The organism is Mesorhizobium monacense (assembly GCF_056781675.1).
The window spans coordinates 4,700,211-4,720,911 of record NZ_CM165567.1 but is presented as its reverse complement, the minus strand read 5'-3'; the positions used below and the strand labels follow the sequence as shown (position 1 = coordinate 4,720,911).

General features: G+C 58.6%; 18 protein-coding genes. 9 read left to right on the top strand and 9 right to left on the bottom strand.

Going from position 1 to position 20,701, the window contains the following annotated elements:
• Positions 1-29: 29 nt before the first annotated feature.
• The 3 genes from AC1RUK_RS22755 to AC1RUK_RS22745 are packed head-to-tail and all read right to left on the bottom strand — an operon-like array spanning position 30 to position 2,220.
• Complete coding sequence (locus AC1RUK_RS22755; RefSeq protein ID WP_481838846.1) at positions 30-971, bottom strand: ABC transporter permease; 942 nt, start codon at positions 969-971, stop codon at positions 30-32.
• Complete coding sequence (locus AC1RUK_RS22750) at positions 971-2,059, bottom strand: quaternary amine ABC transporter ATP-binding protein (RefSeq protein WP_481838847.1); 1,089 nt, start codon at positions 2,057-2,059, stop codon at positions 971-973. The genes AC1RUK_RS22755 and AC1RUK_RS22750 overlap by 1 nt, the downstream gene beginning before the upstream one ends.
• The gene (locus tag AC1RUK_RS22745; protein WP_481838848.1) at positions 2,056-2,220 is read right to left on the bottom strand and encodes a hypothetical protein; all 165 of its coding nucleotides are present in this window, start codon (positions 2,218-2,220) and stop codon (positions 2,056-2,058) included. The genes AC1RUK_RS22750 and AC1RUK_RS22745 overlap by 4 nt, the downstream gene beginning before the upstream one ends.
• Before the next feature lie 905 nt (positions 2,221-3,125).
• Between AC1RUK_RS22745 and AC1RUK_RS22740 the strand changes: the two genes are divergently transcribed.
• From AC1RUK_RS22740 to AC1RUK_RS22720, 5 genes are all read left to right on the top strand, one after another.
• A complete protein-coding gene (locus AC1RUK_RS22740) occupies positions 3,126-4,031 on the top strand; it encodes a dihydrodipicolinate synthase family protein (RefSeq protein ID WP_481838849.1) in 906 nt (301 codons plus the stop codon).
• Between the two features lie 2 nt (positions 4,032-4,033).
• Positions 4,034-5,533 (top strand): aldehyde dehydrogenase, encoded by a 1,500-nt coding sequence (locus tag AC1RUK_RS22735; protein ID WP_481838850.1) that lies wholly within the window; start codon positions 4,034-4,036, stop codon positions 5,531-5,533.
• Positions 5,530-6,876 carry an NAD(P)/FAD-dependent oxidoreductase gene (locus tag AC1RUK_RS22730; protein WP_481838851.1) on the top strand — a complete coding sequence of 449 codons (1,347 nt, stop codon included), beginning with the start codon at positions 5,530-5,532 and terminating at the stop codon, positions 6,874-6,876. The genes AC1RUK_RS22735 and AC1RUK_RS22730 overlap by 4 nt, the downstream gene beginning before the upstream one ends.
• A gap of 97 nt (positions 6,877-6,973) precedes the next feature.
• Positions 6,974-8,080, top strand: a complete 1,107-nt coding sequence (locus AC1RUK_RS22725) for a mandelate racemase/muconate lactonizing enzyme family protein (protein ID WP_481838852.1) — start codon at positions 6,974-6,976, stop codon at positions 8,078-8,080.
• Between the two features lie 180 nt (positions 8,081-8,260).
• Entirely contained in the window at positions 8,261-9,247 is a 987-nt protein-coding gene (locus AC1RUK_RS22720) for an aldo/keto reductase (protein WP_481838853.1), read from the top strand.
• A 317-nt stretch (positions 9,248-9,564) separates the two neighbouring features.
• Here the strand turns inward: AC1RUK_RS22720 and dddP are convergent, their stop codons facing one another.
• The 6 genes from dddP to AC1RUK_RS22690 all read right to left on the bottom strand — a co-directional run bounded on the left by dddP (position 9,565) and on the right by AC1RUK_RS22690 (position 17,322).
• On the bottom strand, positions 9,565-10,896 hold the full coding sequence (dddP, locus tag AC1RUK_RS22715; protein WP_481840113.1) for a dimethylsulfonioproprionate lyase DddP: 1,332 nt from the start codon (positions 10,894-10,896) through the stop codon (positions 9,565-9,567).
• A 112-nt stretch (positions 10,897-11,008) separates the two neighbouring features.
• Positions 11,009-12,040: a GlxA family transcriptional regulator gene (locus tag AC1RUK_RS22710; protein WP_481838855.1), complete on the bottom strand. Its 1,032-nt coding sequence runs from the start codon at positions 12,038-12,040 to the stop codon at positions 11,009-11,011.
• Positions 12,041-12,122: 82 nt separating this feature from the next.
• Entirely contained in the window at positions 12,123-12,815 is a 693-nt protein-coding gene (locus tag AC1RUK_RS22705) for a corrinoid protein (protein ID WP_481838856.1), read from the bottom strand.
• Between the two features lie 92 nt (positions 12,816-12,907).
• Complete coding sequence (locus tag AC1RUK_RS22700) at positions 12,908-14,557, bottom strand: ABC transporter substrate-binding protein (RefSeq protein ID WP_481838857.1); 1,650 nt, start codon at positions 14,555-14,557, stop codon at positions 12,908-12,910.
• Positions 14,558-14,616: 59 nt separating this feature from the next.
• Complete coding sequence (locus tag AC1RUK_RS22695) at positions 14,617-16,158, bottom strand: trimethylamine methyltransferase family protein (protein WP_481838858.1); 1,542 nt, start codon at positions 16,156-16,158, stop codon at positions 14,617-14,619.
• Positions 16,159-16,413: 255 nt separating this feature from the next.
• Positions 16,414-17,322: a LysR substrate-binding domain-containing protein gene (locus tag AC1RUK_RS22690; protein ID WP_481840112.1), complete on the bottom strand. Its 909-nt coding sequence runs from the start codon at positions 17,320-17,322 to the stop codon at positions 16,414-16,416.
• 136 nt (positions 17,323-17,458) lie between these two features.
• Here AC1RUK_RS22690 and AC1RUK_RS22685 point away from each other — a divergent pair, with 136 nt between their 5' ends.
• The 4 genes from AC1RUK_RS22685 (at position 17,459) to AC1RUK_RS22670 (ending at position 20,620) form a co-directional block, all read left to right on the top strand.
• Positions 17,459-18,814, top strand: coding sequence for an NAD(P)/FAD-dependent oxidoreductase (locus AC1RUK_RS22685; protein WP_481838860.1), 1,356 nt, complete (start codon positions 17,459-17,461; stop codon positions 18,812-18,814).
• Positions 18,815-18,831: 17 nt separating this feature from the next.
• A complete protein-coding gene (locus AC1RUK_RS22680) occupies positions 18,832-19,704 on the top strand; it encodes a dihydrodipicolinate synthase family protein (protein ID WP_481838861.1) in 873 nt (290 codons plus the stop codon).
• 201 nt (positions 19,705-19,905) lie between these two features.
• The gene (locus tag AC1RUK_RS22675) at positions 19,906-20,295 is read left to right on the top strand and encodes a helix-turn-helix domain-containing protein (protein ID WP_481838862.1); all 390 of its coding nucleotides are present in this window, start codon (positions 19,906-19,908) and stop codon (positions 20,293-20,295) included.
• 148 nt (positions 20,296-20,443) lie between these two features.
• Positions 20,444-20,620, top strand: coding sequence for a hypothetical protein (locus tag AC1RUK_RS22670; protein ID WP_481838863.1), 177 nt, complete (start codon positions 20,444-20,446; stop codon positions 20,618-20,620).
• Positions 20,621-20,701 lie beyond the last annotated feature (81 nt).

Genomic DNA, 20,701 nt, shown 5'->3' with positions numbered 1-20,701 from the left:
TCCCTTGTTGCGTGTGAAATTGGTTCTCGTCAGGCATGCTTGTGGAACAGGTTGGCGATCAGCCCGACAGGCCCGCTCTGCCACCAGTGGCGATGGCCTCTTTCGCGCCTCGACTGATTCAGGCCTTGGGTGATGCGGTCGAGGACGATCGCCAGGATCACGATGCCAAGCCCGCCGACGATGGCCTTTCCGGCATCGAGTCGTCCCATGGCGCGCAGCACTTCGTTGCCAAGGCCGCGGACCGAAATCATCGACGCGATGACCACCATCGACAGCGACAGCATGATGGTCTGATTGAGGCCCGCGAAAATGGTCGGAGTGGCCATCGGCAGCTCGACCTTGAACATGATCTGTGACGGTGAGGCACCGAACGCGCGGGCCGCTTCGACGACGCTTGGGTTGACCGTGCGGATGCCGAGCGAAGTGAGCCTTATCAACGGAGCGAGCGCGAATATGACCGTGACCAGGACGCCCGAGACATTGCCAATTCCGATAAGCATGACGACGGGAACCAGGTAGACGAACGCTGGAATGGTCTGCATCGTGTCCAGGAGAGGCCGAAGGACAGCTTCAAAACGATTGCTCTTGCCGGCGAGGATTCCCAGAGGAAGCCCGATGATCACGCAGAGGATCACCGCACCCATCACAATGGCCAGCGTCGTCATCGCCAGTGACCATGCTTCTGGCGAGAGAAACCCGAGGACAGTCAGAGCGACCGCGACGTAGATGGCGGTTCGGCGGCCCGCGGCCTGCCAGGCGATCAACACAATGATAGCGAGCATGACGAGCGGCGGGACCGCCTGGAAAGCTCGTTCGATGCTTTGAATCACACCATCGAGAAAGATCTTGAAGGGCTGGATTGCTTCGCGGTTGTCGATCGCCCACTGCTTTATGCCATCGGAATGATCAGCGATTTTCAGATCGACGCTCTCGAACGGATTTAGCCAGTTGAAGGTCTTTTCGTCGGCCATCAATTGATCTCCCGTTTAGCCGGGCCGGAGTGGTCCCGGCCTTGAATGCCCCGCAGCAAAGCGTCCTTGGTCACGACGCCGGCAACGACGTCGCCGTCTCTCACCAGGATGGGATGGGCAGTTCCGATAGACAGGTTTACCAATGTATTGAGCTTGTCGTCGGGCCGGGCGACTGGCCAGTTTGTGGTATCGGCCGTGCCGTTCGAGTGTCGGTACTGCTCAAGTGGCAGCATCACCTTGGCGGCGGTGACAAGATCGAGTTTGGAGATGCCGCCGACGAATTGCGCGACGTAGTCGTCCACCGGGTTTGTGACTATTTCCTCCGGCGTTCCGATCTGCACCAGAACGCCGTCCTTCATGATGGCGATGCGGTCGCCGATGCGGATCGCCTCGGCCAGATCATGCGTGATGAACACGGTGGTCTTGTGGAGTTCGGCGGAGAGCTCCATGAAGGTGCCCTGCAACTGGTGGCGGATAAGCGGATCGAGCGCGGAAAACGGTTCGTCCATCAGCAGGATCGACGGATTGGCCGCTATGGCGCGCGCCAGGCCCACGCGCTGTTGCATGCCACCGGACAGCTCGTCTGGGTATTTGAGGTCCCACCCGGCGAGCTCCACCGCCTCGATAGCCTGCAGGGCAACTTCACGGCGCTTGTCTTCAGCGACGCCTCTCACCTCCAGCGCGAACGCTACGTTGTCCCGGACGTTGCGGTGAGGCATCAAGGCCATGTTTTGGAAAACCATGCCGATGGTTTCAGCGCGGATCCGACGCAGTTCCGTCGCGCTCATGGCATTGACGTTGCGGCCTTCAATGTAAATCGCGCCGTCGGTAGGCTCGATCAGTCGGTTGATGTGTCGGATCAGGGTCGACTTCCCCGATCCCGACAGTCCCATGATGCAGAATATCTCACCGCGGCCGACGCTGAAGGTAGCGTCACTGACCCCAACCACGCAGTCGAGCTTGTCGCGGATTTGAGCTTTGTTCAGCTCTCCAGCCTTGACGGCGCGGATCGCCTCCTTGGCCTTGGCTCCGAATACCTTCCAGACGCCATCGCATCGAATGACGGGTTCTTCACCCTGGATACTCATTCCTGTTCCCTTAAATGTTCTTTTCCTACCTGCTTTGCATCGATGGGCTCGACCCCGGGTAGCCCATGCTGGAGTGTCAGCAGCATCTCCATTTTCGGCGCGGTCCGAATTCGGCGCGCATCGCGTCCTCCCCTTCGAGAGACTTGCGCCTCAATGGTCATGCAGGCCTCCAAAAAAGAATAACAATGCGGGCCGCAGCCGGACCGCGCGCACCTTTGCTGCAACCCGCCCATTTGACCTACTGCAAAAGTCTCACGTGGGTGTTGACTTAAGTGCAGATGGCCCCACGGCTTCGAATTCTCGCCTTGATCCAATTCGGGTCGCTATGGGAACGCAGATCAAACCATTGAAGGCTGGCCAGTAACCTTTCACACGCGCGCCTGCAGATGTCTCGCACCTTGGTTAAGTTGTTAAGGTATTCAGATTGCACATGAAAATGCCTGCAGTCCCGACGCACCAATCCTTCCTGGGTGCAGTGATATCGCCCGCCGAGCTTGGCGTCTTCCTGTCTTGGGCACGATCAATTTGACGGTGCTGGATCCATCAGGATCGGCTTTGTCCGTGTCGTCCGATCAGTGACGCCAGATTACTTGAAGTAATCCGACAGCAATATTTTTGCGGTTGAGGGGACTCGAACGAAGGGGCAAGGTCGGCCTGTCTCCCTCCATAGAATCAAGGTGTGCAATATCCGTCGATCTCGTTTGTCAGACTGGATCACAATCTGCGTGCGAAGCGCGAAGCCTTGGCAGGATTCCGGTGTCGACATCGCGCCGCTTCTCTATGGCCGCAAGCAAGCAGGCAGTGGCGAAGCAGATACGTTGGGCGTTGTCGGACACTGAGTCATGTACGCGAAGAACCACAGCATCCCGCAGGACTTCCGATGCGCGTGCAATTTCTCATGCCCAGCCTGAAGAGCTTATCGAAGCGGGGGACGCAGAGGGCTGCACCAAGCTATCAATAGTGCACTGGGAGCTATCCCGTGCTCAGGTCGAAAGTTTCGTCTCGCCGGCAAGCTTTTTCGTCCCGCTAGGACGGGTTCCTGACAATATAGGTTGAGGAGAATTTAATGAAATTCGAAGGGATATACACTCCCGTCATCACGCCACATCGCAATGATGGTTCAATTGATCGCGACGCGTTCGTCAAAATCGTCGAGCACCTCATAGCATCAGGTGTGCACGGCATCGTGATGGGCGGGTCGACGGGCGAATACTATGCGCAGTCGATGGACGAACGCGTCGAAATGGCCAAGTTCGCGAAGGAAATCATTGGCGATCGCGTGTCTCTTACCATAGGCACCGTCGCTATCCGTGTGCAGGACTCGATCCTGATGGCCGAGACGGCGGCCAAGATCGGCGCTTTGGCCATTCTCGTAGGATCGCCGCCCTATTCGGTGCCAACGGAGCGCGAAAACGCCCTGAATGCCTTGGCGATCGACCGGGCGGCGGACCTCCCGATCATGCTCTACAATTACCCGGGCCGCATGGGGATCAACATGGGCGAGGATTTCCTTGACCGCGTCGCCCGCAGCCGCAATTTCTGCGCCATCAAGGAGAGCTCCGGCGATATCAACCGGGTGCATTTGCTCGCCCGCGACTACCCGCACATCCAGATGTCCTGCGGAATGGACGACCAGGCCCTGGAGTTCTTTGCGTGGGGAGCGCGCAGCTGGGTCTGCGGGGGTTCGAACTTTCTGCCGAAGGAACATGCCGCGCTTTACCGCGCATGCGCGCTCGAGGGCAATTTTGCCAAAGGGCGTCGGATCATGTCCGCCCTAATGCCGCTGATGCGCGTGCTGGAGCAGGGTGGGAAATTCATTCAATGCATCAAGTACGGCTGTGAAATGGCTGGGTTCCATGCCGGCCCCCCACGACCACCGCTAAGGGGATTGAACAAGGACGACATGCGCCAACTGGAACAGGTCGTACGGGTCCTGAAGCGCACGATTGCGGAAATTGAAGCGGAGGCATGAGCATGGGCAATCTTCTGACACACGACGAATATGTAGCGATTGCCGCCAAGCTGGAGTTTCCGACACAGGCTTTCATCGACGGCAGCTTCAGACCGGCAATCTCGGGGAAAACATTCGAAACGACCAACCCGGCCACGGGCAAGGTGCTGGCAAAGGTTGCCTCCTGCGGTCCCGAGGACGTCGACTTTGCCGTACAAAAGGCACGCGACGCGTTCGAGGACGGCCGGTGGTCGCGCCTTCATCCGTCGGCACGCAAGGACGCGCTCATCCGTCTCACCAAGCTCATGAAGCGCAACGCCCATGAACTGGCCGTTTTGGAAAGCCTCGACAGTGGCAAGACGATCTACGACTGCAAGAACGTCGATGTCCCTGAAACCATCCATTGCCTTGCCTGGCATGCGGAATTGATCGACAAGATCTACGATCAGGTGGCGCCGGCCTCCGACAACCACATCGCGATGATCGTTCGCGAACCTGTCGGCGTTGTGGGCTTGGTCCTGCCTTGGAATTTCCCGCTGCTGATGCTCGCCTGGAAGATCGGACCGGCACTCGCCGCCGGCAACTCGATCATCGTCAAGCCGGCCAAGGAAACGACCTTGACCGCGCTGCGTGTCGCCGAGCTTGCGATGGAGGCGGGCATCCCTTCTGGCGTCTTCAACGTGCTGCCGGGCGCTGGCTCCGAAGTCGGGGAGCCGCTTGGGCGACACATGGACGTGGATATGGTGTCGTTCACGGGCTCCACGGAGACCGGAAGACGCTTTCCGCGCTATTCGGCCGAGTCGAATCTCAAGGAAGTGACATTGGAGATGGGCGGCAAGAACCCGGCCGTCGTGCTGGACGACGCCGAGAATATCGATCGTGTCGCCGCCCACATTGTCAACGGCGCGTTCTGGAATATGGGGCAAAACTGCTCTGCCTCGTCGCGGCTCATCGTTCAACGCGGCATCAAGGACGAACTCCTCAAGCGGGTCATCGCGCATGCCCGGGAGTGGCCGATGGGCGATCCGCTGAATCCCGAGAACCGGGTGGGTGCGCTGGTTTCCAAGTCACACTTCGACAAAGTCAGCTCCTATCTCGAGAAGGGCCAAAAGGTCCTTCTCGGCGGAAAGGCCAAGGGTGGGTTCGTGGAACCCACCATCCTGGACGTCAGTGACCGCGACGCGAAGGTCGTGCGGGAAGAGATCTTCGGACCGATCCTGACGGTGCTGACTGTCGAGAGCTTCGATGAGGCCATTACACTTGCGAACGACACAGAGTACGGACTGTGTGCGTCGATCTACACATCGAACGCGAAACGAGCCATACGAGGAGCGCGAGCGATCCGGGCGGGTACGGTGACCGTCAACAGTTACGGCGAGGGTGACATCACAACGCCCTTCGGTGGCTTTAAGTCTTCCGGCTTCGGCGGCCGCGACAACGGCATCCACGCCCACGACCAGTACACCAGAATCAAGACCATCTGGCTTGATCTCACCGATGACGCAGACGAGGCGGTCGCGTGACCGTCCACAAGGCTGAAAGGCTGCCGGTCCAACGGGGGCCGGCGGCCTGGAACGCCATCCTCCCGGCCCAACCCTGTTCTGCGCCCCTTGAAGGCAACATTCGTGTCGATGTCGCCATAGTTGGCGGCGGCTTCGCCGGTCTTTCAGCGGCCAAACGCCTGCGCCAACAAGACCCGAACCTTCGTATCGCCGTTCTTGAGGCCAGCGGTCTCGCGGAAGGTGCTTCCGGCCGCAACTCCGGCTTCATGATCGACCTGCCGCACGATGTGCAGTCCGATGACTATGCCGGAAAGGGTGTCGAGGAGGACGAGAAAATGATCGCGCTGAATCGCGCGGCCATTCGCTTCGCGAAGGAGTGCGTCGAAGAGTATGGAATCGACCCTGCCTATTTCGATCCAGCGGGCAAAATCAACGGAGCAGCCAGCGAGACCGCGCGCAACCTCAACGCAAGCTACGCCAAACACCTCACCGAATTGGGCGAAGCCAGTGAAATGCTCGACGCCAAGGCTATGCATGAGGTAACGGGAAGTCGCCACTACACGTCTGGCCTTTACACGCCCGGAACAGTGATGATCCAGCCGGCGGGCTATGTCCGGTCGCTTGGTACAGGTCTTCGACGCGACGGCGTGTTCGTGTTTGAGGGATCCCCTGTCTCAAAGCTCGCAAGAGTGAACCAGGATTGGGCACTTACAACGCCCAATGGCCATGTCACCGCGGCGAAGGTCATTCTTGCCAACAACGGGCACCTTGAGAGCTTCGGCTTCGCACGCAAACAGCTCATGCACGTTTTCCTGTACGCCTCGATGACTGTCGAGCTCGACGCTGACGCCCTTTCCAGGCTGGGAGGGCAGCCTCGTTGGGGCATTACGCCGTCCGACCCGATGGGTACGACGATGCGCCGCATCGACACCGCACAGGGCGGAAACCGCGTCATCACCCGGACCTGCGCCAGCTATCTGCCTGGGATGGTGGCGTCGGAGGCTGCGGTCGCCCGCGCGGCAAAGGTTCATCGGCGAAAATTCGCCGACCGCTTTCCTGCCATCGCCGATGTTCCGATGGAATACAGTTGGGCCGGACACCTCTGCCTGACCTGGAACGGCGTCTCGGTGATGCGCGAACTGGAGCCGGGTCTTTTCTCGGCCTGCTGCGACAACGGTCTGGGAACGGTGCGGAGTACGCTTACCGGCATCGCCGCAGCGGATATCTTGTTAAACCGGCCCTCGAACATCTCTGCGCATTTCATGGCTGAACCAGAACCATCGAAGCTCGTACCGTCGCCTTTCGCCGAGATTGGCGCGAACCTCTATTTCCGTTGGAAAGAGTGGAGAGCGCGTGAGGAATAGCAATACCCAAATCACTGACCGCCTTGGGCCGATCGCTTAACTCGACGTTCGCACGCTCTGCCTCGCGAAAAAACATTACCTTCACATCGGAACGAACATGAAAATCAAGGAAGTTCACGTCTTCGCGCATGATCTGCCGGTCAAGAACGGCCCCTACACAATGGGCGGCGTCAAGGTGTATGCGCTCGATACGACGATCGTTAAGATCGTGACCGACAATGGTCTCATCGGTTGGGGCGAAACCTGCCCCGTGGGCCCGACCTATCAGCCGCATCATGCAAAAGGTGCACGGGCTGCACTGGATGAGATGGCTCAGGGACTGATCGGAGCCGACCCACTTCAGCCAGTATCCCTTCGACGCCGGATGGATGGCCTCCTTAATGGCCACCGATATGCAAAGGCAGCCGTGGATATGGCGGCATACGATATCATGGGCAAGCAGTTCGGCATGCGCGTCGCCGACCTCCTTGGCGGCGCCGTGACCGAACGGGTTCCTTCATATTACGCGTTGGGTATAGGAGAACCAGACGAGACCGCACGTATTGCAGCCGAGCGTGTGGCGGAAGGCTACCCACGCCTCCAGATGAAGATTGGCGGCAGACCGGTCGAGATCGACATCGCTGTAGCGCGCAAGGTCTGGGAGCGCGTCGGGGGACGCGTCCGGCTCGCGGCCGATGCCAATCGATCGCTGACGACGCGTGATGCGCTCCGGCTTAGTCGCGAATGCCTCGATGTTCCGTTCATCCTGGAACAGCCGTGCAATACGTTCGAAGAGATCAAGGCCATCCGCAATCAACTACACCACGCTGTGTATCTCGACGAAAACACCGAGGACCTTTCCACTGTGATCCGTGCGATTGGAGAGGGAGTATGTGACGGCTTTGGGATGAAGGTCACCCGCATTGGTGGTCTGCATGCAATGGCGACGGTGCGTGATCTTTGCGAGGCACGATCAATGCCGCACACTTGCGACGATGCATGGGGTGGTGACATCCTCGCCGCCGCCTGTGTTCACATCGGTGCGACTGTCAGTCCGCGCCTGAACGAGGGCGTCTGGATCGCGGCTCCATATATCGAAGGCCACTATGACGAGAGCAGCGGTGTATCTGTTGAAGAGGGACATATCAGGCTTCCGAGCGGGCCTGGCCTGGGGGTTGTTCCGGAAGAATCCTGCTTTGGCGCTCCGGCGGCATCCTATAGTTGATCGACGAGAGGGGCAGTCTCGTTCCACAAGCAGACGGTCTGCTTGGCACACAACCTGGTCATCGGCACGTCGCAGACCGACGCTATTGGGGCATAGCGCAAACTGTCTTTTTCAAACCCGCCCGAGAACAAACACGGGAGCAGAAATCGTTATCCTGAAACAAATCTAAGGCGTTTTGCGATGAATTACACTCAGCTAGGCCGGACGGGCATCAAGGTCAGCCGAATAGCCCTCGGCACGATGGAATTCGGTTGGCAGATCGATGAGTCGGACAGTGTCACGATCATGGACGAAGCTCTCGACGCCGGCATCAATCTCTTCGACACGGCGGATGTTTATGGTGGCCCCCAATCGCCCGAAATGGAGAAAGGCTACGGCATCTCCGAGGAGATCATCGGCCGTTGGCTCGCGCAGGGCGGCCGGCGCAACCGGATTGTATTGGCGACGAAGGTCTACCAGCCGATGGATACTGGTCCCAACGATCGCCGCTTGTCTGCCTATCACATCCGACGCGCCTGCGAAGCCAGTTTGCGGCGGCTGAAGACCGATCACATCGATCTCTACCAGATGCATCACGTCGACCGGGCCACGCCGTGGGAGGAAATCTGGCAGGCGATGGAGCAGCTGATCCGCGAGGGCAAGGTCACCTACGTGGGCAGCAGCAACTTCGCCGGCTGGGACATCGCCACCGCCCAGTGCACAGCCGCGTCGCGCAATCTGATGGGATTGGCCTCCGAGCAGAGCCTCTACAACCTCGCGCAGCGTACCATTGAGCTTGAGGTGATTCCGGCGCTTCGTCACTACGGGGTAGGGCTCATCCCCTATGGACCGATCGGCGCTGGGCTGCTCGGCGGCGTGCTCCGCGGCGTCGCCCAAGGGCACGGCTCGTCGACGCACCTTCAAACGCGGATCGTGGAACTGCGCCCGCAACTGGAAGCCTATGAAGCCCTCTGCGATGAACTGGGCGAAGCGCCGGCCCTCGTGGCCCTCGCGTGGTTGCTTCACAATCCCATTGTCAGTGCGGTGATCAGCGGCCCCCGGGCGGTGGTTCAGCTCCGCGAGAACTTGAAGGCACCCTCGCTGAATCTCTCGAAGGACACGCTGACGAGGCTGGACGAAATTTGGCCAGGCCCCGGCGGCGAAGCTCCGGGGGCCTACGCGTGGTAGGCTATGGAAGTGGCTGTGGTCGTATCTCTCGTTTAGGGAACGACTAGTCGAGGCGGCGCTTACTGCGCCGCGTCGGCCACACGATCTCGTCCGGCATCTCCAACGGCTGAAGATGGTCGATAACAGCGGAGCGGGCCATCCGGGTTTCGTTCCTCAGGACAGCGCAGAGACCTTTCCATGCCACAGCTTTGCACCTCATTTCGGACCTATTGCCGACTGACGCCAGATCCCAAGAGCGGCAATTACCGAGGGGCGGTCGCGATTGCCCCAAAAGCGGCTAACGGCTAATCGACGAACAGTTGCACAGCCGGACAATCCTAGATCATCAAAGCTCGATCAAATGGGCATTTTGTCAGGTTTTCAAAACCGTTGTCCGTGATCAAAACCTGCTCTTCGAGCTTCACGCCTTCACGGCCACCAACGGCACCGATATAGGCCTCAACGCACAACGTCATCCCCGGCTCGAGAACATAGTCAAATGCTCCAGGGATAAAGTCTTGAGGATAGAGGATCGCGGGATACTCATCGCATAGACCGATGCCATGCATCATGACGCCATATCGCTGATCCACGAACTCGGCAGGGAGCTTGTGGCCGCGCTCGGTTAGTTCGTTGAATGATACTCCAGGTTTGAGCATGGCCATGTTGGTCATTACGTGCTCGTACGCGATGGCGTGTAGCCTTCGCTGTTCGTCGGTTGGCTTGCCGTCGCCGCAATACCAAGTGCGCGAAAAATCCGCACACATGCCATAAGGCCCGACCATGTCGGTGTCGAAGGCGACCAGATCCCCTGGCACTATGCGTCGAGGACCGGCCTCTTGCATCCACGGGTTCGTGCGTGGGCCGGAGGTCAAAATGCGCGTTTCGATCCACTCGCCGCCGCGGGCAATGTTTTCGGCATGAAGAACGGACCACAATTCAGTTTCCGCTATGCCGGGTCGCAAACGCTCGCGCATTTTGCCGACAGCGATTTCGCATGTGGCTAGCGAGCAGCGCATAGCGTTGATCTCGTCGACACCCTTGATGGCCCTAGCGTGCTCCATGAGCTGCATGCCGTTGCAGACCTCGATACCGACTGCTTCCATCGCGCGCAGACCGGGAATTTCGATCTTGTCGACGGCAAGACGGCGGTTCTTGCCAGCGCAGCGTCGCATGAGTTCATCGATCTGCCCTGCGAATTGTTTGGCGATTGCTTCTTCGGCATCTCCGGCAACGAAATAGTAGAAGCCCGCCCCCCCGTCACGGATTTCGTTGATGACCGGCAGGTACGTCGAGAGATGACTGCAGCGGTGAAAGTCCCAGAGAACGACATAGCCATCAGCAGACACGAACACAGCTCGCGACGGGTTGTGCATAATCCAGATATGCATGTTCGAGGAATTGCTCGCATATCGAATGTTCAGCGGATCGAAACAAAGCACGCCGGCGTAATCCCGTTGGCGCAGCTGCTGCACGATGCGGTCTAGACGGGTTTTCCTCATCCGTTCCAGGTTTGGAGAAATGAGGCCTAGCGTTGCCCACTCGGCGAAAGCGACATCTGTCGGTCCGATCTCCACCCGATCGTTTTCGTCTATGGTTCCATCCGGCTTCAGCGCCGTCGCCCGGCGCGTCGGATCAATTTTGTTCTTCGCGACCGAAAACGACGACATTATTGATGGTTCCTACTGCTGAAGATGCGTCGGTGTACTGCCGGATTGCTGGAGTTGGCTCGGGACTCCGCGCTGCTGAAGGCGGGTCAATTCATCTTGGACTTATAAGCTATCAGCCTCGACAAGCGCTTGGATTGAGGCCGAAGGCCTGGCGGAAGCATTTTGAAAAATGCGAGGCCGACGCGAAACCGCATGCGATTGCAATCTCGACAACGGGCAATTCTGTCGGTTCGATGAGACGCTTGGCGCGGCTAAGTCTCAAATGCAGATAGAATCGCATGGGAGACCACGTAGTTGACTGCTGGAAAAGCCGTTCGATCTGACGCTGAGAGCGGCCGACGCATTTTGCGATGTAGCGGAGCGGCAGTGGATCCTCAATATGCTCCTCCATGATTTGAATGACGTCTGCAAGCGACTTGCAGATGCCGGTTTCACCAGCATTGACGGTCGATTGTCTATCTGAAGCGGGACGCCAATGGCCGGCAGTCGTATGTCGGCAGACAGCCAACGCGATGTCTCTGCCAAGGCGCTCGCTGATCAGCTCCATAACGAGGTCGAAGGACGCGAATTCTCCTGCGCAAGTCAGGAGGTGAGGATCGCGAACGAACAGTTGGTCGGTAACCTGGAGGCGGCCGAACTTTTCCGAGAGGGCGGCCCTCTTGTCCCAATGGATTGTGCAAGCGGTATCGTCGAGTAATCCACTTTCCGCCAGCAGCCAAGTCGCGGTACCCAACGCCGCGATTGGAACTCCGTGCCGCTTACAAAGCCGAAGAATCTTGGTGAGGGAAGTCGACATCTGCTTTTGGACCGGCTCGCCTGCGCAGACGATGACCATGCTTGGTCCCTTGCGGGACTGAATGCCTTCTTCAGTGCCGGCAAAATTACTGCCGACCGAAAGGATGAACCCGCTGGCGCATTCGACTGGCTGGCCATCCGGGCTCGCAATCGTCCACTCGAAGGCGGATCGTCCGGAGATCGAATTTGCCAGGCGAAGCGGATCAACGAAGGATGAAAGGCCGAGCTGGGAAAATCCCGGAAGTGCAAGAATGACAACGCGATACACGTCGTGAGTGTCGATTACCTGCCGGCTGGGATCCCATCCCTCGATTCGCGAACTGTCTCCTGCTGAAAATGGCGCATTCATAAGGTGATACATCCTCGTTGACGGACATCAACATCGGGCGGGGCGTTGGCACCAGCGTCTTGCAGGATGGACACCGCCGCTATCAACCGCGGACGTTGTGCTTGCGCTTCATGAAGTCCTTGGCGGTCTCGACCGCCACCGCGGCGTCGCGGCAATAGGCATCGGCGCCGACGGCCTTCCCGAATTCCTCGTTGAGCGGCGCGCCGCCAACGAGGACGACATAGTCGTCGCGGATGCCCTTTTCCTTCATCGTGTCGATGACGACCTTCATGTAGGGCATGGTCGTGGTCAAAAGCGCCGACATGCCGATGATGTCGGGCTGGTGCTCTTCAATCGCTGCCATGTATTTCTCGACCGCATTGTTGATGCCGAGATCGATGACGTCGAAGCCAGCGCCTTCCATCATCATGCCGACGAGGTTCTTGCCGATGTCGTGAATGTCGCCCTTGACGGTGCCGATCACCATCTTGCCCTGCTTCGGCGCGCCGGTGGCGGCCAGCAACGGGCGCAGGATGAACATGCCGGCCTTCATGGCGTTGGCCGACAGCAGCACCTCGGGAACGAACAGGATGCCGTCGCGAAAATCCTCGCCGACGATGCGCATGCCTTCGACCAGCGCCTCGGTCAGCACATTGTAAGGCACCCAGCCGCGCTCAATCAGGATGTTGGTGCCTTGCTCGATCTCGTCCTTCAACCCGTCATAGAGGTCGTCGTGCATCTGCTGCACCAACTCGTCGTCGGAAAGCTCGGAAAGGATGATCTCGTCGTCGGCCATGTTGGGTCGCCTCAAGCATAGTTCAAAGGAGGTCGGCACCCCATGCTCGATGGGGCACCGACCAGGCTTCCGGTTGGAGCCTTGGGAGTCTGCTAGGCTGCCAGCCAGACTTTCTGCAAATCCATCTGGAAAGTCTGGTGGATTGCATAGTTCTGAACTTTTTTGTTCATGTGGCCGAAGAGGCTTTGCCAGAACGGCTGGATGATGACCCCAGAATCCTGAAGCACATCTTCGATGTCCTTCATCAGTTCCTTCCGCTTGGCGGCGTCGCTGACCGAGAACGCCTTTTTGAGCTTGGCATCGAAGTCGGGGTTTGCGTAAGCAGTCTCATTCCAAGCCTCGCCAGTGCGATAAGCCAGCGCTAGGACCTGAACCCCGAGCGGCCGCATGTACCAGACGGTCAGCGAATAGGGATACTTCGCCCAGTCGTTCCAGAAAGTCGAACCCGGAAGCACCGTGCGCTTGACCTTGATGCCGGCCTCTCGAAGCTGCGCCGCAATGGCGTCACCGGTGCTCTTCTGCCAGTCTTCGTCGATCGAAATCAGCTCGTGCTCGAAGTCGGCATTTCCGGATTCAGCAATGAGTTTCTTCGCGCCCTCGACGTCCCGGCTTTTCTTAGGCAGGGCAAAATATTCCGGGTGGATCGGGCTGACATGATGGTTTTCGCCGACCGTTCCCCGTCCTGCATAGCCGAGTTGAAGGATAGTGTTGTTGTCGACCGCCATCTGCAGCGCGTTACGGACCTTCTTGTTGTCATATGGTTTGTTGGTCGTGTTGGTGCGGCACACCAGAGTTGTTGCGGTAGCGACCTCCGATTTGACCACGTCCATCTTGTCCAGGATGTCGATGAAGTCAGCCGGCGTCTCCATATTGACGTCGATCTCACCGGAGTCGAAGGCAGCCACCGTTGCCTGGAAGTCGGTGCCATAGTCGATGAATTGCACGCCATCCAGCAGAGCTTCGCCGCCCCACCATTTGCCATTCTCGCGGCGTTTGACTTCAGCCTTGCTGCCAACCGCATAGGATACCAGTTCGAATGCCCCCGTTCCGATCGGCTTTGCGACCGGGTCAGCGCCGCCGGCATCGAAATTGCGATGGACGATCAGTCCGGGGTAGTCGGTGAAGTTCGCGATGATGGCGATGTCCGGCTCGCTCAGCTTGAGCTTGACGGTATGGTCATCGACATTGACGATAGCTCCATCTCTTGCCTTGCCGGTCTTGGCATCGATCAGCCCTCCGACGCGCGCGGCCATCGAATTGCCGGAGACGCCCTTCTCGCACCAGCGGGTGATGTTGAGGACTACGTCATCGGCGTCGAAAGCGTCGCCATTGTTCCAGGTAACACCCTTTCGGACATGGAAGACATATTCGGTGGCTTCGTCATTGACCTCCCAGCTTTCCAGCAGGACAGGTTCAAACGTGAATTCGTGTGTGTAGCGAACCAGCGGCTCGAGCCAGCAGCGAGAAATGTTGGCAAGTTCCACCCAGTCATAGGTACGTGGGTCTTTCTGCGCCTTGACGGGCATGGACACACGCAGGGTCCCGCCCTTCTTTGGCTCGGCGGCGCGTGCGGGCTGGGGCAATGCTACGCCAATCAAGCCGTAGGCCATTGCAGCCGAGGCCCCGAACGTGCTCGCAAGCGCGAGAAACTCGCGCCGGTCCATTTGTCCGGCTTTGACGTCGCTCGCCATCTGTTCGATGGCAGCCGGAACGTGATTCCCATTGCTTCTGAACAGTCCCATTTTCTTCTCCCTTGTTAGTTGTTCCCGGATATTGATCGCGTGGGCTCTTGGGCGGATGCCTAGGCGAGGCTTGGCGAGATTTCCTCCTGGCGTTGCGCCACGAATGCATCGAGTTCCTCGCGCACGGCTGGATCCATATGCGGCTGCTCGTAACTCGCGATGATCGATTTCGCCTTCTCACGGCAGCGCTGCGCCATATCCTTGGAGCCTTTGACCTTCCACTGCTCGTAGCTGAGGTAATCGAGAATCTCCGGCGCGAAGAATGCGTCCTTGAAGCGCTTGAGCGTGAAGGAATCTCCGAGATAGTGGCCGCCGGGACCGATGCGCCGCACGGCCTTGAGAGCGTCGTCGAAATGCTCGAACGAAATCCCCTGCGCGTATTTTTCGATCAGCAGGTTCTGTTCGCCATCGGCGACAAACTTCCCCATGCAGCATACGAGACCGGCCTCGTCCCAGCCGCCCGCATGCATCATCAGGTTCGCGCATGCGCTCGCCCCCGACATGTAGGCAATCGCCGACTCGTATCCGGACTGAGCATCAAAGGTCTTGGCGGACGACTGGGATGCAGTCGTGCGCCACGGCAAACCATACCGCCTTGCCAGTTGGCCGATGACGGCGTTGATCAGGGTGACTTCGGGCATGCCGGACATCGGGGCGCCGCTGCGCATCGACACCGAGACTGAATATTGCCCATAGATCATTTTGGCGCCGGGCCTGACCAACTGGGTGTAGGCGAGCGCTGCGAGTGCCTCGGCGTTCAACTGGGCGATTGTGGCCGGGATGTCAGCGGGAGTGTTTGCGGCGCCGAGCACAAACGGCGACAGCAGGACGACCTGGTTTGCCTCGACGAAAGCGCGTAGCCCTTCCAGCATGGTCGAATCCCAGACCAGCGGTGAGTTTCCCGACACGTGACCGAGCATCACCGCGTTCTGATCCATAAAGGCCTTGCCGTGGACGATCTGTCCCATGGCGATCGAGTCATCGGCTCGCTGCTTCCCGGTCGTCAGACCGAAGAACGGCATGTTCGTTTCCACCAGACTCGAATGGTTGATGTGCAGATGGCGCCATGGAACGGCGATGTCGGTCGGCTCACAGGTGAACCCGCCGGCGATATGGAACCCAGGCAGCATCTGGGTCAGCCGGTTCATGTTCCGGAGGTCCTCGATCGTGGATGCGCGTCGCACACCCTCAAGATCCCGGACGTTTGGCGCGCCTTGCATGGCGCTGAAAGTCATTGTGTCTGGCGCGATCTCGAAACGCTGTGACGGATCGCGAGAGGTCATCTCAAAGCGGGATGGCGCCTTCGAGATAAGATGCATCAGCATCTCGCCATCGAGGCGCACGCGCTGGCCTTGGACATCGGCGCCAGCCTCCTTCCATTGCCGGATCGCCGTTTCATCCCGGAATTCGATTCCGATTTCGCGCAGGATCGCCAACGAAGCCTGGTGAATGCGCTCAAGCTGCTCAGCAGTGACGGCCTCCACAGGCCGAATGCCGTACTTGATGGTCGAGACGCGAGGCCTCCTCTCTGCTTCCCGGGCAGCTACCACCGACGCGCGTCCTCCGCGGCGTCGGATTACGGGAGTATCAGTGTCCATCATCGTGTTTTCCCAGAGGGGCGCAAAAGGTCCCCGTCGACAGAACTTTCCTCGGTCCACTTACGGAACGCGGCCCTGCTTATTGACGTTGATAGTAGGGTCCTGTGAGCGCCCTGAGGACTCGTAAAAGGTTTCGCTGGCGTTAAACTCAGTTTATACCTGGGTCGACTGCGCAGGCACTCGTTACCTGGTAGGGACACCCGAAAGGCGACGCGGCGGGGTGGGTACGCGAACCGAGGCAGCGGTGCCGGTAGCTGTCTAAGGGCGCAATTCCTGCGACTGCGCGAGGAACCAGTCTACAAGTACCTTGCACCTCTTGTTTTTGCCTGCATCGCCATTGGACAACAGGAAGAAGGCGCGGTCGGTCTTGATCTCGGTCGCGATGGGCCGAACCAGCAGGCGGTTTTTGAGCAGGTGTTGGGCGGTCAGGGACCATCCCAGCGAGATTCCTTCGCCGGCAAGAGCTGCTTGAAGCGTCAGCTGATAGTCATTGAATACAATATTCGGTTTCGTCTCGCTGGGATCTCCGCCTGCAAGCGCGACCCATTCGGGCCAGCTCATTCGCCGGCGAAAGGCATCGGACGAATGAATGAGCTGGTGTCGAACCAGCTCATCGACGCTCTGGGGAGCGGGGTGCGCCAGAAGATATGCGGGGGAGCAGACGGGGAAAATGATCTCGTCGCAGACGAACCAACTGTTGGTTCTGTCAAAATCCCGTGGCCGCACCCATACGGTGACGTCCACTTCGTGATCGGGCTCGATATCCCGATCGGTGGCGACAACCTTGATCTTAACGTCGGGATGCTCTTCCTGGAAATGATAGAGCTGAGGCGCTAGCCAATGTGCTGCCAGAGATGTCGACGCAGCAAAAGTGATGTACTTCGTTCCGCGATCTGAGATGGTCTCAAGTCGCTGTTCCAGACGGCGGAAACTCGTGCGCACTTCGTCGTAGAGTTGCCTGCCAGCCTCCGTCAGCTCCACCCCTCGATTGTCACGGGTAAAGAGCGCGGTCCCGCAATGCTTCTCGAACGACTTGATCGAGTGCGAGACGCTCGGTTGCGTCACGTTGAGCTCACTGGCTGCGCTTTTGAAACTTAGGGTGCGGGCAGCCGCTTCGAAGACAAAGAGCGAATGCGTCGAGGGAACCAGGCTACGAAGCTTTGACATGAAGCAGGTCTATATCAGATGCTATCTTTTCCGTCTACGAGACGCCCGCCAACTGGTCTATTCGATGAGGAAACAACGCGACCCCGGATTGTTGCCAAGCCTTCGTAATCGGTCGCCTTAACTCAGCGAGTTGGCAGTGAATTCGTTCAACCAAACCATGACGAAAAAGCGCAAAGTCGTTCAGCCACCCCATCCCGAGCCGACTGTGTCCGGCTGGTACACTGCGGCCGGACCGGAGTTGGCGCTGCTGCCGCAGCAAGGCGACATTGCTTGTGATTGCCTCGTGATTGGCGGTGGCTGGATGGGGCTGCACGCGGCCCGCCGATTTGCCGAACTCAACCCGCAGTCTTCGGTTGTCCTGGTAGACGCCGGCCGCATTGGGAACAATGCATCCGGACGTTGCATGGGTTTCGTCATCGATCTCGCGCACAATCCTCGGAAGCTCGATTTCGTCGAAGACATCAAGGGGAACAAGGAAGAGCTGTTCGTTAACCTGGACGGGATCGCCTACATCCGAAGCGCTGTCGAAGAGCATGGGGTCGATTGCGACTGGGACGCGCAGGGAAAATACCACAGCGCGGCCACCGCTCACGGTGTGGAGGATCTGCACCGCTTTTCGCAGGCGCTGGATAAGCTTGGGCAGAACTACAGCTGGGTCGAGACCCCCGAAATCCAGGCGATCACAGGAAGCAAGCATTACATCAAAGCCCTGCATCATCCCGGCACCGTCTTGGTTCAGCCTGCGAAGTATCTCCAGAATGCGACAAGGCGCCTGCCCGCGAACGTCACCGTTCACGAAAACACCCCCATCGTGGCGGTGCAGTTCGGGGCGCCGAAGCACATCTGCGAGACGCCCGCCGGAACAATCAGGGCTTCGAAGGTCATCATCTGCGCGTCAGGCTATCTGACGAAGTTCGGTTTCTTCGACAACCGCGCCATACCGCTGTACACATTTGCGAGCATGACACGACGGCTCACCGAGAGTGAGCTTTCGCAGGTGGGGAACAAGAGAGCCTACGGGCTTATCCCAGCCAACAGCTTCGGCACGACGGTTCGTCGCACGATCGACAACCGGCTTTTCCTTCGCAACGTCTATTCCTATGCGACGGACTTCAAGACCACCACGCAGGACGTGATGAAGGCTCGGGTGCAGCAGCAGATCGCGTTCGATCGGCGGTGGCCGGAGCTCTCCTCGATCGGCTTCGAGGCCAGTTGGGGTGGCCTTCTTACTCTCGCGCAAAATGGTGGAATGGTCTTCGGCGAGTTGGCGGAGAAGGTCTACGGCGCCGCATTCTGCAACGGCACAGGCGTCGCGCGAGGAACTGCCTTCGGCAAGGCCATAGCCGATCTGGCGTCGGGGCGATCGTCGCCGGTAGTCGACATCCTCAAGACGCGCGCAAGTCCCAGCAAGCCCTATCCCAAGCCTGTCACAGCGATGGGCGTTCGAATCGTAACCGCGGTCCGTTTCCGACAGGCCGGAGCTGAAGTCTAGATACAACGAGAGAGATCATGGCGGACCTGAAGGGCATAAATCTGGCAATGCAAACACCGTTCGATGAGAATGGTGCGATCAACTATTCGATTTTCGAGGATCTGATCGAGAAGTACGTCGCCGCAGGTGTTCACGGGCTGGTGCTTGGCGCAGGGACCGGGCAACATCCCTATCTTACCGAGGCCGAGTGCAACCGCCTCTACGAAGTAGGTGCAAGGCGAATAGCTGGTCGCTGCAACGTCATTTGCCAGACCTCCGCTTTGAATATGGACGAAGTCATCAGAAGGTCGCGTCAGGCGGAGTCCGTCGGTGCCGACGCATTGATGGTTCTGCCGCCCTACCTGGAGGGCCCGAGTGATGAGCAGGGAATATTCGACTTCTACAAAGCAATCGATGCTGAAGTAGGGATCGACCTGGTCGGCTACAACATCCCACAGGCCACCGGTATTTCGGTTTCACCACAGCTGTTTGAGCGCCTGAGCCAGTTGAAGAATTTCAACTACATCAAGGACAGTGCAGGGGACTTTACTGTCCACCAGGAGTATCTGCAGACAGGCGGAACGGTCCTCAATGGCTGCGACACCACCACGCTCTACGCATTGATGGCCGGGGCACGCGGAGTCATATGGGGTGGTGCGAATTACATGCCCTCCGAAGCGGTCGAGTTATATAAATTGGTTGACCGCAAGGAATACGAACAGGCGCTAGCGCTCTGGCAGCGCATGTTGCCCTCGTTGCTCGTTATCTGGAGGTCGCCCTATACGCCGTCGGTACTTCGAGCGGCGCAACTGCGCGGCTACGGAACAGGAAATGTTCGCAGCCCATTGAGAAAGCTATCGGCAGATCAGGAAGCGCAGCTTCGCCGTTCGCTTGAACCGTTGGGCGTCTAAGGCGAAGAGAGTCCTCTCCGCTGTACAGTCCTTACTTCCGGGGTTCGAAGGCAGTCGCGACGAACGACGTGGTGCTTGGTTACGTCAAAAGTGTCGAGGGCAGGCAAACAGGATGCGTCTTTTTCTCCAATACGGCTCGTCTTCGTGCGTTGGGCTCGAGTCTCGATATAGATTCATACCTTGTTTGAAGGAGTGGACTGGATGACGCGATCTGAGTTCAACACACAGGCGTTTTTGAAGGCGCTGGATCGAAAGAAGTCGGATAGAAAACTGAACTGGAAGCAAGTCGCTGACCTTTCGGGAGTCAGCGCTTCAACACTGATCCTCATGGCGCAGGGACAAAGGCCAGATGTCGAGAATCTGGCTCGGCTATTTCACTGGTCGGGTTTGTGTGCCGACGCATTTAAGGGCGCTGGACAGGGACACCGTCTTTTTACAGAGCCGTTCAGCCAAATCGCTATGGTCATCTGTCCGGACAACTATCGTGCAGACAATGGCCGCAGCACGAGGTTCATTCCTCCTCGTTGTCCTTGGGTTCGCCAGACCATACGAGAACATACGAAGGGTATGGTTGGGCGAACCACCCGCTAACTGATTGTTTTTGTTGAAAAGACGACGTCCCTCAGCGACTAACATAATCGTTACTTGTCAATGGGTTACGAAGCGGTTCGCCCAAATTGATTCAAGAAGCTGACCCAGCCACTCGCTGACCGCATTTATCTTCTACCGAATGGCAACAATGCGCCGCATTTCGGACGCTGAACTCGAAATCCTCATTACCCGCAAGCCGACATGGATTGCCGCTGACGTTGTCATTGCTGATCTGACAACGCTCAACAACCTGGCTCGATTGCGAACGCCCAACGCTTACGATTGCCATATCCTAGCTGCCAACCGCTTCGAGGCATGGTCTTGAGGATTGCGTGCAGCCCTTCATGCCCCAGGGACGGTGCGGCCTGCGCTCAGATGTCGGGTTATTGCCGCCCGGGCGGCGTGC

Bases quoted from the DNA above. Each gene is read 5' to 3' on its own strand.
- AC1RUK_RS22690 (WP_481840112.1), bottom strand. From the start codon at position 17,322: ATGTCAAAGCTTCGTAGCCTGGTTCCCTCGACGCATTCGCTCTTTGTC.
- AC1RUK_RS22695 (WP_481838858.1), bottom strand. From the start codon at position 16,158: ATGATGGACACTGATACTCCCGTAATCCGACGCCGCGGAGGACGCGCG.
- AC1RUK_RS22755 (WP_481838846.1), bottom strand. From the start codon at position 971: ATGGCCGACGAAAAGACCTTCAACTGGCTAAATCCGTTCGAGAGCGTC.
- AC1RUK_RS22705 (WP_481838856.1), bottom strand. From the start codon at position 12,815: ATGGCCGACGACGAGATCATCCTTTCCGAGCTTTCCGACGACGAGTTG.
- AC1RUK_RS22740 (WP_481838849.1), top strand. From the start codon at position 3,126: ATGAAATTCGAAGGGATATACACTCCCGTCATCACGCCACATCGCAAT.
- AC1RUK_RS22750 (WP_481838847.1), bottom strand. From the start codon at position 2,059: ATGAGTATCCAGGGTGAAGAACCCGTCATTCGATGCGATGGCGTCTGG.
- AC1RUK_RS22710 (WP_481838855.1), bottom strand. From the start codon at position 12,040: ATGAATGCGCCATTTTCAGCAGGAGACAGTTCGCGAATCGAGGGATGG.
- AC1RUK_RS22720 (WP_481838853.1), top strand. From the start codon at position 8,261: ATGAATTACACTCAGCTAGGCCGGACGGGCATCAAGGTCAGCCGAATA.
- AC1RUK_RS22735 (WP_481838850.1), top strand. From the start codon at position 4,034: ATGGGCAATCTTCTGACACACGACGAATATGTAGCGATTGCCGCCAAG.
- AC1RUK_RS22675 (WP_481838862.1), top strand. From the start codon at position 19,906: ATGACGCGATCTGAGTTCAACACACAGGCGTTTTTGAAGGCGCTGGAT.
- AC1RUK_RS22670 (WP_481838863.1), top strand. From the start codon at position 20,444: ATGCGCCGCATTTCGGACGCTGAACTCGAAATCCTCATTACCCGCAAG.
- AC1RUK_RS22680 (WP_481838861.1), top strand. From the start codon at position 18,832: ATGGCGGACCTGAAGGGCATAAATCTGGCAATGCAAACACCGTTCGAT.
- AC1RUK_RS22745 (WP_481838848.1), bottom strand. From the start codon at position 2,220: ATGACCATTGAGGCGCAAGTCTCTCGAAGGGGAGGACGCGATGCGCGC.
- dddP (WP_481840113.1), bottom strand. From the start codon at position 10,896: ATGTCGTCGTTTTCGGTCGCGAAGAACAAAATTGATCCGACGCGCCGG.
- AC1RUK_RS22725 (WP_481838852.1), top strand. From the start codon at position 6,974: ATGAAAATCAAGGAAGTTCACGTCTTCGCGCATGATCTGCCGGTCAAG.
- AC1RUK_RS22700 (WP_481838857.1), bottom strand. From the start codon at position 14,557: ATGGGACTGTTCAGAAGCAATGGGAATCACGTTCCGGCTGCCATCGAA.